Source organism: Kineobactrum salinum (assembly GCF_010669285.1).
Classification (GTDB): Bacteria; Pseudomonadota; Gammaproteobacteria; order Pseudomonadales; family Halieaceae; genus Kineobactrum; species Kineobactrum salinum.
This window is the reverse complement of sequence record NZ_CP048711.1, coordinates 604,127-617,865: the sequence shown is the minus strand read 5'-3', so window position 1 is coordinate 617,865 and position 13,739 is coordinate 604,127. Positions and strand designations below refer to the sequence as shown.

The 13,739-nt window shown below is 62.2% G+C and carries 10 protein-coding genes and 1 pseudogene; 9 read left to right on the top strand and 2 right to left on the bottom strand.

What is annotated here, in order from left to right; genetic code table 11:
- Nucleotides 1-70: 70 nt before the first annotated feature.
- The 4 genes from tsaB (at nt 71) to trpS (ending at nt 4,071) form a co-directional block, all read left to right on the top strand.
- Complete coding sequence (tsaB, locus tag G3T16_RS02730; RefSeq protein WP_163493721.1) at nt 71-778, top strand: tRNA (adenosine(37)-N6)-threonylcarbamoyltransferase complex dimerization subunit type 1 TsaB; 708 nt, start codon at nt 71-73, stop codon at nt 776-778.
- Nucleotides 778-1,578, top strand: a complete 801-nt coding sequence (locus tag G3T16_RS02725) for an undecaprenyl-diphosphate phosphatase (protein ID WP_163496937.1) — start codon at nt 778-780, stop codon at nt 1,576-1,578. The genes tsaB and G3T16_RS02725 overlap by 1 nt, the downstream gene beginning before the upstream one ends.
- A 73-nt stretch (nt 1,579-1,651) precedes the next feature.
- Nucleotides 1,652-2,953, top strand: a complete 1,302-nt coding sequence (locus G3T16_RS02720) for a M18 family aminopeptidase (protein ID WP_163493720.1) — start codon at nt 1,652-1,654, stop codon at nt 2,951-2,953.
- A gap of 110 nt (nt 2,954-3,063) precedes the next feature.
- Nucleotides 3,064-4,071: a tryptophan--tRNA ligase gene (gene trpS, locus G3T16_RS02715; RefSeq protein WP_163493719.1), complete on the top strand. Its 1,008-nt coding sequence runs from the start codon at nt 3,064-3,066 to the stop codon at nt 4,069-4,071.
- A 24-nt stretch (nt 4,072-4,095) separates the two neighbouring features.
- On the opposite strand, the gene G3T16_RS02710 is transcribed toward trpS, so the two are convergent.
- Both G3T16_RS02710 and G3T16_RS21570 read right to left on the bottom strand, forming a co-directional pair.
- Nucleotides 4,096-6,177, bottom strand: a complete 2,082-nt coding sequence (locus G3T16_RS02710) for a TonB-dependent receptor (protein WP_232059240.1) — start codon at nt 6,175-6,177, stop codon at nt 4,096-4,098.
- Nucleotides 6,178-6,233: 56 nt separating this feature from the next.
- Nucleotides 6,234-7,237, bottom strand: a pseudogene (locus G3T16_RS21570) (phospholipase A).
- A gap of 202 nt (nt 7,238-7,439) precedes the next feature.
- Here G3T16_RS21570 and G3T16_RS02695 point away from each other — a divergent pair.
- The 5 genes from G3T16_RS02695 to G3T16_RS02675 all read left to right on the top strand — a co-directional run bounded on the left by G3T16_RS02695 (nt 7,440) and on the right by G3T16_RS02675 (nt 13,738).
- On the top strand, nt 7,440-8,543 hold the full coding sequence (locus tag G3T16_RS02695) for a phosphoribosylaminoimidazolesuccinocarboxamide synthase (protein ID WP_163493716.1): 1,104 nt from the start codon (nt 7,440-7,442) through the stop codon (nt 8,541-8,543).
- A gap of 16 nt (nt 8,544-8,559) precedes the next feature.
- Nucleotides 8,560-9,939 (top strand): TIGR01244 family sulfur transferase, encoded by a 1,380-nt coding sequence (locus tag G3T16_RS02690; protein ID WP_163493715.1) that lies wholly within the window; start codon nt 8,560-8,562, stop codon nt 9,937-9,939.
- A gap of 135 nt (nt 9,940-10,074) precedes the next feature.
- Nucleotides 10,075-11,412: an amidohydrolase gene (locus G3T16_RS02685; protein ID WP_163493714.1), complete on the top strand. Its 1,338-nt coding sequence runs from the start codon at nt 10,075-10,077 to the stop codon at nt 11,410-11,412.
- A 7-nt stretch (nt 11,413-11,419) separates the two neighbouring features.
- Nucleotides 11,420-12,163 (top strand): NUDIX hydrolase, encoded by a 744-nt coding sequence (locus G3T16_RS02680; RefSeq protein WP_232059239.1) that lies wholly within the window; start codon nt 11,420-11,422, stop codon nt 12,161-12,163.
- Between the two features lie 246 nt (nt 12,164-12,409).
- The gene (locus G3T16_RS02675; RefSeq protein WP_163493713.1) at nt 12,410-13,738 is read left to right on the top strand and encodes an aspartate aminotransferase family protein; all 1,329 of its coding nucleotides are present in this window, start codon (nt 12,410-12,412) and stop codon (nt 13,736-13,738) included.
- The last annotated feature ends 1 nt before the right edge of the window (nt 13,739 follow it).

Here is a 13,739-nt window from a genome sequence, read left to right as displayed (position 1 = left end):
CGCGGCTGCATTCCGCGGGGGAAGCCGTCGCCGGGTTATTGTGCCTGGCAATCATTTCATGGCGAGCCATATGACAAGTATCCTGGCAATAGACACATCGACGGAAGCCTGTTCAGTTGCACTGTCGCGCAATGGCGTAATTTCCGGGATACATGAGATCGTGCCGCGACGGCACAGTCAACGCCTGCTGGCCATGCTGCAGGATTTGCTGCCAGAAGGAATCGCTGCCGACGGAGGGCTGGATGCGATAGCCTATGGCAGTGGCCCGGGTTCTTTCACAGGCCTGCGAATTGCCGCCAGTGCAGTACAGGGCCTGTGTTTTGCAGCGGCTCTGCCCGCGTTGCCAGTGTCGACGCTGGCTTGCCAGGTGCAGACAGCCTTGCGTCTGGGCCTGATCGGCGAAGGGGAGGCGGTGCTCAGCACTCTCGATGCCCATATCGGCGAGTTGTACTGGGCACTGTATCAGATTGAAGACGGGCTGCCGCAAGCTCTCACCGCAGCGGCTGCTTCCAAACCTGAGCAGCTGGATTTGGCCGGTAGCGGTACCCTGGTCGCCATCGGCAGCGGCCTGCACTATCTGGAACACTTCCGTGCGGCCACCCAGGAGCGTCTGTCACGGCGCCATCCAGATCTGCTGCCCGCAGCACGGGACCTGCTGCCACTGGCGCAACATGCACTGGCGCGGGGGCAGGTGCAGATGGCAGAGCAGGTCTGCCCGGTCTATGTTCGGGACGAAATCAGCTGGAAGAAAATCGCCGAGCAGGGACCGCGTTCATGATGGATTGGTTGCAGCTGGCGTTGCTGGCATTACTGCAGGGGGTGACGGAATTTCTGCCCATTTCCAGTTCCGCCCACCTGGTCATTCCGGCGCTGGTGCTGGGCTGGGAGGATCAGGGGCTGGCCTTCGACGTGGCGGTGCATGTGGGCACCCTGCTCGCGGTCATGCTGTACTATCGGCGCGAGCTTTGGCAGATGGCGGTGAGTTGCGCAGGCTTGGTGCGCGGTCAGCCGATCAATGACGACGTACGTCTGGTGTGGTGGCTGGCAGTGGCGACAGCGCCTGTCTGTATCGTTGGTTTCCTGGCGGACGATTTTATCGAGTCGCGGCTGCGCAGCCTGCCGGTAATCGCCACAACGACGCTGGTATTCGGATTGCTGCTCGGGCTTGCCGACCGCAGAGCCCGTGCTGGTGGTGAGCCGCGGGCGCTTGGCGTGCTGGCCGCAGTGGTGATCGGTCTGGCGCAGGCACTGGCACCCATCCCCGGTGTGTCGCGTTCGGGGATCACGATTTCCGCCGGGTTGCTGTTGGGCTTGAGTCGTCAGCTGGCGGCACGCTTTGCTTTCCTGCTCTCAATCCCGGTGATTGCGGGAGCGGGGTTGCTGAAGGGCCTGCAGCTGGCCAACGGCGCGGTCGCCGTCAACTGGTATCTGTTGGCCATGGCAGCGCTGATCTCGGCGGTCACCGCCTACGCCTGTATAGGCCTGTTCCTGCGTCTGCTGGATCGTGTGGGATTGATGCCTTTCGTATACTATCGGGTGGCGCTTGCGGCGCTGCTGTACGCGCTGTGGATGTTCTGATCCCCACCGCCATCTACCCGTTGGTGGGAAGGCTCACTAACCATGATTTCCCGAACAGAGGTTTTTTAGCACTATGTCCCAGACTCAGTTCAACCAGCGCCTGCTCAGCTTTCTCGAGCAGGCTACTACGCCATTTCATGCGGTCGAGCAGATGGTGTTGCAACTGGAGGCAGCCGGTTTTCGGCCTCTGTCCGGTGCCGGCAATTTGCAGGCCGGGCAGCGCTACTATCTCACCCGCAATGACAGCTCGCTGCTGGCCTTTATCATCGGCAGTGATGCCCCGCCTGCGACCGGCATGCGCATGGTCGGTGCCCACACCGACAGCCCCTGTCTGATGGTAAAGCCCAGGCCTGAGAAACTGCGCAGCGGCTATTTCCAGCTGGGAGTGGAGGTCTACGGCGGTGCGCTGCTCAACCCCTGGTTTGATCGCGATCTTTCCCTGGCCGGACGGGTCAGTTTTGCCGGCAGCGGCGGACAATTGCGCACCGCACTGGTGGATTTCCGGCAGCCGCTGGCGGTGATACCCAGCCTGGCGATTCATCTGGACCGGGAGGCCAACCAGAATCGCAGTGTCAATCCGCAAACCGACATACTCCCGGTGCTTGCCATAGCTGATGGCCAGGATAAACCTGATTTTCGCGACTTGCTGGCCGGGCGCTTGCGGGAAGAGTACCCGGGCCTGGAGGTCGGCCGGATACTGGACTATGAGTTGTCATTCTATGACAGTCAGCCGGCGGCACTGGTGGGACTGGGCGGCGACTTTATCGCGTCAGCGCGTCTGGACAACCTGCTTAGCTGTTTTACGGGAATGGATGCGCTGTTGCAGGCGGACGGCACCCAGAGTTGCCTGCTGGTATGCAATGATCACGAGGAGGTCGGCAGCCTGTCCACGGCCGGTGCCCAGGGGCCGCTGTTGCTCTCCACCTTGCGGCGTATTGCCGGCAGCGAGGAACAGTTGTCCAGCCTGGTACAGGCGTCAATGATGATCTCTGCCGACAATGCCCATGGCCTGCACCCGAACTATGCGGATCGCCATGATGACAATCACGGGCCAAGACTGAACGCGGGCCCCGTTATCAAGGTCAATGCCAACCAGCGCTATGCTACCAATGCCGAAACCGCCGGTTTTTTCCGCCTGCTGGCGGAACGGGAACAGGTGCCGGTACAGAGCTTCGTCGTGCGCACGGACATGGCCTGTGGCAGTACCATCGGACCCATCACTGCAGGCGGTACCGGCATCCGTACGCTGGACATAGGGGTTCCCACCTTTGCAATGCACTCAATTCGCGAGCTGGCGGGCAGCGAGGACGCAGCCAACCTGGCGCGCGTACTGCAGCGCTTCTACAACCACCAGGGTTCGCTGACACCGGCCTGAGCGAACTACACGCTGCAGGACGGGCTCTGCCGGCCGAAAGCCGGCCGGCAATAGCCAGTGCCGGCCAGACCCTATAGAATTGCCCGCTTTCAGGCAAACTCGGAATGATCATGACCAAGCCACGGGTTCTCACCGGTATTACCACTACGGGCACGCCCCACCTGGGCAACTTCGTTGGGGCGATCCGTCCCTCGATAGCCGCGTCCAGGGACGACAGCACCGAGTCGTTTTTCTTTCTTGCCGATCTGCATGCGCTGATCAAGTGCCAGGATCCATCCCTGGTGCGCCAGTCGAGCAAGGAGATTGCCGCCACTTGGCTGGCGCTGGGCCTGGATACCGAGCGCGCGGTTTTTTACCGTCAGTCCGACATTCCCGAAATTACCGAGTTGACCTGGGTGCTGTGCTGCAATGCGGCCAAGGGCCTGATGAACCGCGCGCACGCCTACAAGGCCGCGGTGCAGGTCAATGAGGAAGCAGGAGAAGATCCTGACTACGGAATTACCATGGGTCTGTTCAATTATCCCATACTGATGGCGGCCGATATCCTGCTGTTCAATGCCCAGCGGGTGCCGGTGGGACGCGACCAGATCCAGCATCTGGAGATGGCGCGGGACATCGCCCAGCGCTTCAACCATAATTTTGCCGAGTTGTTTACCCTGCCCGAGGCGATAGTCGAAGAGCACGTGGCGGTGTTACAGGGCCTGGATGGTCGCAAGATGAGCAAAAGCTATAGTAATACCATTCCGTTGTTTCTGCCCGAGAAGCAGCTGCGCAAGCACATTAACAAGATCAAGACCAACCTGCAGGAACCGGGAGAACCCAAGGATCCTGCTGATTCCACTGTGTTTCAAATCTGGGCCGCCTTTGCGAGTGCCGGAGAAACCGCGCGCATGCGGCGCGAGTTCGAGGCGGGAATTGCCTGGGGTGAGGCCAAACGGCAATTGTTCGAGCTGGTGAACGGTGAGTTGGCCGCCGCCCGCGAGCGCTACCAGGAGCTGATGGCGAACCCGGGGCATATCGAGCAAGTACTGCAGCGCGGCGCGGAGCGGGCCCGCAGTATCAGCGCTCCGCTGTTGCGGCAGGTTCGGGAGGCGGTGGGAATTTCACCGATGTCCTAGCGCCGATGTACTGGCACCGATGTGTCAGCCGCGCCCCCAGCGGTACCGCAATTCCACGAACAGGCTGGCAGGGTGTCCGACGAAATAGCGGTATTGTCCGAAGCCCACATCGGCCCGCTCGGCGTAGTCCTCGCCCAACAGGTTGGTGACTCTCACGCTGGCGCCCAGGCGCGGTGTCAGCGCGCCACTGAGGCGCAGATTCAGCAGCGAATGGCCCTCGTATTCAAAGCGATTTTCCGGTTCCAGATAGTAGTCATCCATGTACACCCATTCGAGCTCCGCTACGGTCGGCTCGCCAAAACGGGGAGCGAAGCTCCAGCCCAGCCGGGCGCTGCCGAACAGGCGCGGCGCCGTGTCGATGTCGTTGCCTTTGATTGGCAGGTTTACCCCCAATGGCAGCGCGTTGTTGCCGTAGCGGTGGCGCGCGGCGGTGACATCCAGCTCGCCGTACCAGCGGCTACCGGGGCGGTAGCTGAGACTGACCTCCAAACCGCTATGATCGGTTTTGGCGCCGCTGACATTGCGCCGGTCTGCGTCCTGGAAAATCACCTCATCTTTGTTCATGTGATACAGCGATAGCTGGTAGGCCAGGCCCGCGTCAGTAGCGCCCCGCAGGCCCAGCTCCACATTGTCGATCACTTCGGAATCGAGCTCGGCGACCGACTGGCCTGCTTGCAGGCGGTACAGCTCGCTGGTTTCCGGTGCCCGAAAACCGCTGGCCGCACGCAAATAGGCGATATGGTCCGGTACCAGCACCAGGCTGGCACCCGCATTGAAGGTCCAGTCTGTAAAGCTGTCAGTGCGGTCTGCTACCCGGAAGAAGCGGCAGGCACTGGCGCCGGGAGCACAGGCCGGGCCGTCGGCGGCGCGGTTGTCGTAGTCGTAGCGGGTATGCTCCAGTCGCAGCCCGCCGTCCAGGGTCCAGCGTTCAGTCAAGTCCAGGCGCAACTGGCTGTAAAGGGCACTCTGGGTGGCCTGCACCCGATAATCGTAGTGCACACCCGCTGGTTGATTGGGGCTGAAGTCCTCGCTTTGGGTCTCCCGCAACCAGCCCTCGGTATAGTCGATATCGGCTCCCGCTGCCCAGCTCATGAGGTCGTTGTCGCGGTGGATGGCCGTGCGCAATCCCAGCGACTCGTGACCATTGTGTTCCACTGGTTGCCACGGGAAAAAATGCTGCAGGAACTCCATCCGGTTGCGCCGCAGATAGGGTGTAATGCTGAGCCGGAAGTCGTTCTCCAGCTCGCGGCTGGCCTCGGTGTAGGCGCGCAGGGACCAGGCGTCGCGGTAGGCTTCCGGGTTGGGGTTGTCGCGTTTGCGGGCACTGTCGGCATAGGCCCTGAAGCCCTGGATGAAGCCCGCGGTTTCCTGTTCCAGGTTGGCGCCGTCGACGACGCTTCGCAGCTGCCATACCCGGCCGCTGTAGTCGTGGCGCAGGGTCAGCTTCTGCTGCTCATAACCCGACTCATCCTGGTAACCGCCGTCGGTGGCGGCGTGCAGGCGCAGGCTGAGACCGTGAGCGCCATCGCTGTCGCTGTACTGGTATTTGGCCCGATAGTAATCATCCGGTCCGGATTCCAGCGACAGCAACTGTCCCTGATCCGCTGCTGGCGCCGCACTGAGGATATTGATGACGCCGTGCATTGCGTTGGAGCCATAGATGGCACCGGCGGGACCCTTGATCACCTCGATGCGGCCCGCCTGTTCGATATTGGCATCGAACAGCTGGTTGACGTTGCAAAACCCTGGTGCCCGCAGGCTGATCCCGTCCAGCGCCATGAAAAAGGAGCCACAGCCACCGGCGCCTGTCAGTACCGGGGAGCGCAACGCGGTCAGGCTTTCCTGGCCGTTGCCGCGACTGATCCAGGCGCCGGATACCCGCTGCATGATTTCGTTGGGATGGGTATGAGCGGTCAGCGAAAGCGCGCTGTCACCCACCGCGGACCACGCCAGCGGCAGGCGGGTGGCATCTTCATCGATCCGCTTGGCGCTGACCAGTACCTGCTCGGCTCCGGCGGCCAGGCCGGGCATGCTGCATACCGCTGCACAAGCAACAATGACAGCGGTCTTTGCCAGGAAGAGGGCAGGGGAGTTGATGTTGGACATGGGTACATTCGCCGGGAGAGTGTGGGTAGCGGCGTATAGTACCTGCCGACAGCGTCCTAGAACAAATCGGTCAGGGACAGGCCGATGCCGATCCGGTTGACGCTGCGATTGTATTCGAGCAGGCTCTCGCCATAGCCGTTGAAATACTGGACATAGCCCTTGAAGCGACGATTGACGGGAAAGCTCCACTCCAGTTCGATGGCGCCCCGGCCCTCGCTCTGCAGATTGTGGCGCAGCATCACGGAGAGCTCGTGCTGGTCCACTTTCCAGATGCCGGTAATGTCGCCGTAGCCGTAATAGTCGTCGATGTCCGGGTTGTCGTCATCGCTGCCCTCCGGAATCCGGTACCAGCTGCGGATATTGAGACTCATGCGCCGCCGTTCCAGCACGGCGCTGGCACTGATCCGGTTCCAGCTGCGGGACAGTTCGCCACTCTTGCCGTTGGACTCATGGATGATACCCAGGCCCAGCAGGGTATTGGTAAAGCCCAGTGCCTTCCAGTCATTGTCGAAGGTCAGCATGAGCTCGGGCTGGTAGTTGGTCTCGCGAAACGGTGACGATCCATTGTACAGTTGCCACCAGTTTTTTTGTGTATAGGCCCCCACAGGTTGGTTCCCTCTCCGAGAATGTCTTCCCACACCAGTGTTTTCAGGCTGATCTGGAACTTGGCTTCGAGTTTGTCGATGCCGTCGTCAGGGTGTTGGAGGTTCCAGGTTTCCTTGGCGGGACTGTTGTTGTAGGTAAATGGCAGTAAATAGTTGCGATGGTGTGGCAGAATCACCCAGGCATTGCCGGCCGTGGCCGCTTCTTCCGCCAGGCGCTTGCCGACCAGCAGTTCCTCGCCGGCAAAATCAACGCCGGGCGGAACCTCTTCCTGCTGCAGCGTCTCCTCCGCCAAGTTGTCATAGCAGATCAGGCGCAGGGAGTGGTCTGTCACGCGCGCGCATTCGGCCAGGCTGTTTTCAGGCTCGGGTTGGCTCCACGCCAGCGCGGCACCCAGCAATGTCGGGGTCAACAGGGTCAGGGTCAGCGCTGACGGGAAGGATGTTCTTGCAGGCATCGCAACGATCCAGGTAAATATGAAACCATGGTAGCGCAGTGCTGCGACGTGCGACAGCATCCACATTGGCAGCATTTCGGCCGCGGGCCGGGTGCCTGCAGCGCGGTACTCTGTTAAACTCGACCGACCGCGCTGGCCTGCTGCCGGACCGCGGCATGCTCAAATTCAGGCGGCCTTGCAGGCCACGGCACGGGACTTACAAATGAATCTTGCAAACAAGGTGCTGGCGGTCAATGACGACTTGCCAATTCGTACTGATGCCCCTGTTCACAGCGGCAAGGTGCGTTCTGTCTATTGGCTGGATGCGGCCGACAGCCGCCGCTTGATCGCGCAACGTGGGTATCCGGTGGCGGCCGATGCACCGTTGGCCATCATGGTAATCAGTGATCGCATTTCAGCCTTTGATTGCATCTGGCATGGCGAGGGCGGCATGGGTGGGGTACCGGGCAAGGGTGCGGCACTCAACGCCATTTCCAACCACTGGTTCCGGCTGTTCAGGGAACAGGGTCTGGCCGACAGTCATATCCTGGAAATACCGCATCCGCTGGTGTGGATTGTACAGAAGGCGCGCCCGGTGATGATCGAGGCCATTGCCCGTCAGTACATCACCGGTTCGATGTGGCGGGCCTACGCCAGCGGCGCGCGCGACTTCTGCGGTATTCGCCTGCCCGACGGTCTGCAGCGGGACCAGCAGCTGCCGCAATTGCTGATCACCCCGTCGACCAAAGGCGTACTCGAAGGTATCCCGGGCGTACCGGCGCAGGACGATGTGAACATCACCCGCGAAGATATCCTGGCGAACTATTCTGCCTTCCGTTTTCGCGAGGTGGCGGATGTGGATCGCTATGAAACCCTGTTTCGCGAGGGCTTTGAACTGATCAGCCGGACCTTGGCTGGACTGGACCAGATCTTCGTCGATACCAAATTCGAATTCGGCTACGTGACCGACCGCGACGGGCGCGAGCAGTTGATTTACATGGATGAGGTGGGTACTCCCGATTCCTCGCGTATCTGGGATGGTCCCGCCTACCGCGAGGGCAGGGTTGTAGAGAACTCCAAGGAGGGCTTCCGGCAACTGCTGCTCAGCCATGTGCCCGACCCGGACGTGCTGTTGAACAAGGACCGGATGGCGGAGCGGCAGGCTCTCGCCGCCGGCGATCCCCTGCCTGCTTCCGTGCTGATGGCGGTGTCGGATACCTATCTGGGTATGGCCGAGAAAATTACCGGTGAACGCCTGCGCATCGCCGACGACCCGCGTACGGAGATTATCGATATTCTCGGTGGTGAGTTCGGGCTGATCCGGTGAGGCGGCCACCGGAAGAGTGCTGAGCGAGCCGGCGTTCTATCTGGTCAGCATCCCGGCGGTGCTGCTCTACGGCATCGCCAAGGGTGGTTTTGGCGGAGCCATATCCATGCTCGCCGTGCCACTGATGGCACTGGTGATGGCCCCGACCCAGGCGGCTGCGATATTGCTGCCCATTCCTGGTCCTGCTGGGGTTGCGTCTGCTGTGGGTGGGTTTTACTGGTCTATAATGGCAGCAAAGAGAATACAGGAGAGCAAAGCCATGCCCCATGTCATGAAATGGATGATTGCCTCCGCCGCTGTGGTCCTGGCCGCCTGCGCCGCGCCGGGACCTGCCACCGGGCCGGAGGTTTCCTATGATGGTCTGGAACGTGTGGACAACGAACGTTTTGCCGAAGTCTACCGGCGTCCGGGAGCGGAGCTGTCAGTCTACGAACAATTTTCCCTGCAGCCCTGTGAGGTGTCCTTTCGCAAGAACTGGCAGCGGGACCAGAATCGCCAGCGACTGGATCTCGGCAGCCGGGTGAGCAGGGAAGACATTGACAGAATCAAGCGCCGGGCCGGGGAAGCCTGTGACCGGCACTTTCGTGAAGCACTGCAGCGGGATCCCGCCTATGCCCTGTCGGAACACGACCAGGACGGGTCCGAGGTGCTGGTTCTGCACCCCTCCATCATCAATCTGGATATCCATGCTCCCGATGTGGCGCGCAGCACGATGACCCGGGAGTACACCACCTCAGCCGGCGAGATGACCCTGTTGCTGGAGTTGGCCGATGGTGCCACCGGCGAGGTGCTGGTGCGGGTGGTGGACCGCAAGCGTGGAGTGGATAATGCCCGCTTGCGCTGGAGCAGCGGCGTTACCAACAAGGCGGAGTTTGACCGCATCCTGCGGCGCTGGGCAGAGCTGTTGCGTGACAGCCTCGACCGGGTGCGCGGCGCCTCCGGGGAGCAGCGGGCAGATCGCGGTACTCATCAAACGCAACCAGGCAGAGGCAAGGACATGAAAATAGTGAACGTAACCGATCGGGTGGCAGTGTCGGACCAGATACAGGTCGAAGACCTCCCGGCGATTGCCGCGGCGGGTTTCAGGGTGTTGATCAACAACCGCCCTGACAATGAAGTGCCTCCGCAGCAGTCATCGGAGGCCATTGCGGCTGCCGCTGCTGCCCACGGTCTGGAGTATTACTATTACCCGGTGACCGGAGGTGACTTTCCGGGCCCCGACCTGTCACGACTGACAGCAGCTTTCGACAGCGGCGCGGGGCCGGTGCTGGCTTTTTGCCGCTCGGGCACGCGCTCCGTCAATCTGTGGGTAGCCAGCCGCCCGAACCAGGAGCAGCCGCGCGCACTGGCGGATGCGCGCAGTCTCGGGTATGACCTGTCGCTGGCGGCGCGCTGATAGCAGTGGGCCAGCCGGGGTGCTGGGAGTCTTCGGTCAGCCGGGTTGCCCGTTTCCACAGGTAGATCCATTCCTGCTTGCGCATCCCCGCCCGGGCCGGTAGCCTTGCGGGTTAAACCCGTACAGGAAATCCGCATGCGATTATTGCCAAGATATTGCCTGGGCAGCGCGCTGCTGTGTCTGGCGCTCGCTTCACCACTTACCCGGGCCGATGATCTCGCCAGCGCCATCGCCGCGGATTATCAACAGCACCTGGGTGAGCTGTTCATCCATTTTCACCAAAACCCCGAGCTGTCGGGCATGGAAAACCGCACCGCGGCGCGGCTGGCGGCGGAGTTGCGCGAGACCGGTTTCGAGGTCACCGAGGGAGTGGGCGGTACCGGTCTGGTCGCCATGCTGGAGAACGGGCCCGGACCGCTGGTCATGATGCGCGCGGACATGGATGGGTTGCCGGTTGAGGAAAAATCCGGCCTGCCCTATGCCTCCAGCGCGCGCCAGGTCGACGAGTCCGGCAAGGAAGTTCCTGTCATGCACGCCTGTGGCCACGATGTCCATATCACCAGCCTGGTGGGGACAGCGCGGCGGATGGCGGCCCGGCGCGGGGACTGGTCCGGCACCCTGATGCTGATCGGCCAGCCCGCCGAGGAGCGCGTCGTCGGCGCCCGGATGATGATGGAGGACGGTCTCTGGCAACGCTTCGGCCAACCCGACTATGCGCTCGCATTTCACGTGGCTGCACAGGTCCCCAGCGGCAAGCTGGGGGTGACCGAGGGATCGCCGTATTCCGGCGCGGACACGGTGGATATCATTGTCCACGGCATCGGTGCTCACGGTGCCAGTCCCCACACCGGCGTGGACCCGGTAGTGCTGGGTAGCCAGATCGTGCTGGCCCTGCAGACTGTGGTATCCAGGGAGCTGCCTCCGAGGGAGGCCGGGGTGATTACCGTGGGCGCCTTCAATGCGGGCACCAAGCACAACATTATTTCCGACCGGGCTCACTTGCAATTGACGGTGCGCAACGATGACATGGCTTCGCGGGAGTTGTTGTTGGCGGGCATCAGGCGGGTGGCCGAAAACATGGGCCGGGTTGCCGGCCTGCCGCAGGACAAATTACCCGAGGTGATCGTATCGGAGCGGGAGTGGGTGCCACCCACAGTCAACGATGCACCCCTGACCCGGCAATTGCGAGAGCGCTGGAGCGAGCATTTTGGTGCTGATGTTTTCGATGACAGCAAGCGCCAGGGCATGGGAGCAGAGGACTTTTCCTTCTTCACTTCGGACCCCTATATCCCCAGTACCTATTTTGCCGTGGGCGGCACTCCGCCGGCGCATTTCGAGCGCGAGGCAGAGGGCGGTGCGCCGGTGCCGTCGCATCATTCCCCGCTGTTCAAAATAGAGCCCGAAGCCGCCGTTACGCTGGGTGTGGAGGCGACGGTGATTGCGTTGCTGGAATTGCTTGGGCAGGGGGAGTAGGTCAGCGGTGGAGGAGCAACTGGCCGGCAATGGTCCGGCACCGAAGGCCGCGGTCGAGGCGCGCCCCGCCAGCACGGTAGTGCTGCTGCGGGATAGCAGCGACGGGCTGGAAACCCTGTTGCTCAAGCGCAACAAGGCATTACTGTTTGCCGGTGGCGCGTGGGTGTTTCCAGGCGGTGCACTGGAGCCGGCGGACTGGCAAGCGGCCGGGGATGATGTAGAAGGCGCTGCCCGGCAGGCCGCCGCGCGCGAGGCTGCAGAGGAAACCGGCCTGTGCCCGGCGCCCCAGAGCATGATACAGATCAGCCACTGGACCACACCGCTTTCCGAGGGCAAGCGGTTCTCTACCTGGATTTACGCGGCACCCTGTCCCGAGAACTGTGATGTGGTGATCGACGGCAGCGAGATCCACGAGGCTCGCTGGATCAGTGTGCAGGCTGCGCTGCAGCAGCACCATGACGGCACACTCGCCGTTCTGCCCCCGACCTACATCACCTTGTGCGATATTGCCCGCTACCCGACGGTGGCGGCGCTGCTGGCAAGCGGCGAAAGCCGCCAGCCGCCGCAGGTATTTCCCCGTCCTGCGCGGCACGAAGGTCAAGTGCTGGTGATGTTCCGCGGCGACTCTGGCTATGAGTCCGGCGATGGCAGCCTGCCCGGGCCGCGCCACCGTGCGGTACTGGAAGGTTCGCGCTGGCGCTACATCCACGACGGTGTCGCGGCGGAGTTTCCCCCGCTGACTGGAGCCTGAACCCGGCCAGAAAAGCCCATGCCAATGTCCGCTGCGGGTCAGGCGCTGTTCCTGGTGCTACCAGTGCTCGCCAATCTCTGCGCGGTACACGTCCGGCAAGTGCAGGCCTATGTCGCCGTGATCGAAATGCCCGCCGGGACAACAATAAAGTTTTATAAAAATGCAGATAAATGTCGATAGTTGACAGTTTTTGCATCCATGTTCCCGGTCTACACTGATATCCGAATCCACCCAGGAACCACACCGATGAGCGCCACCCTCAAACTGAGCCGCGAGCAACTGGAAGCCCACTGGATGCCCTATACCGGCAATCGCCAGTTCAAGCGCGATCCGCGCATGATCGTGGCGGCGGAAGGAATACACTTTATCGACGACGATGGCCGTCGGGTGTTGGACGGGCTGTCCGGCCTGTGGTGCAGCGGCGCCGGCCACAACCGGCCGGAAATCGCAGAAGCGGTGCACCGGCAGTTGCAGACGCTGGACTATGCGCCGGCCTTCCAGTACGGCCATCCGCTGTCCTTTGAACTGGCCAATCGCATCGTGGCACTGACGCCGGGTGGGCTGGATTATGTGTTCTTTACCAACTCAGGTTCAGAATCCGCCGACACTTCGCTGAAAATGGCCCGTGCCTACTGGCGGCTGCAGGGCCAGCCCGCCAAGACCCGGCTGATCGGCCGTGCCAAGGGCTACCACGGGGTCAATTTCGGCGGCATCTCGGTGGGTGGTATCGGCGCCAACCGCAAGCTGTTCGGGCAGGTGGTCGAGGCGGACCATCTGTCCCATACCCTGCTGCCGGAGAACGCTTTTACCCGCGGCATGCCGCGCCAGGGCTGGCAGCGGGCGGATGAACTGCTGGAGTTGATCGCGCTGCACGATGCCAGCAATATCGCCGCGGTGATTGTCGAGCCGATGGCCGGCTCGGCGGGCGTGATCCCGCCGCCGGCGGGCTACCTGCAGCGGTTGCGGGATATCTGCACTGCCCACGACATCCTGCTGATATTCGACGAGGTGATCACCGGCTTTGGCCGCTGCGGCGCGATGACCGGCGCCGATGCCTTCGGCGTGGTGCCGGACATCATGAACGTGGCAAAGCAGCTGACCAATGGCGCGGTGCCCATGGGTGCGGTGATCGCCAGCGCCGAGATCTACCAGACATTCATGGCCCAGGGCGGCCCCGACTACATGCTGGAGTTCCCCCACGGCTACACCTACTCCGCGCATCCTGTGGCCTGCGCGGCTGCGCTCGCGGCACTGGAGATCCTGGAGCGCGAGCAGCTGCCGGCGCGGGTTGCAGAACTGGCGCCGTACTTTGAACAGGGCCTGCATCAGCTTCGGGAAGCGCCCCATGTGACTGATATCCGCAATTACGGCTTTGCCGGTGCGCTGCAGTTGCAGCCGCGAGAGGGCGAACCGGCGCTGCGACCATTCAATGTGGCGATGCGCATGTGGGAGAAAGGTTTCTATGTGCGTTACGGCGGCGATACCATCCAGTTGGGCCTGCCTTTTGTGATTGAAAAGCCCGCCATCGACAGTCTGTTGACCGCGCTGGGCGAGGCGCTGAACGAAGTGGGCTAGG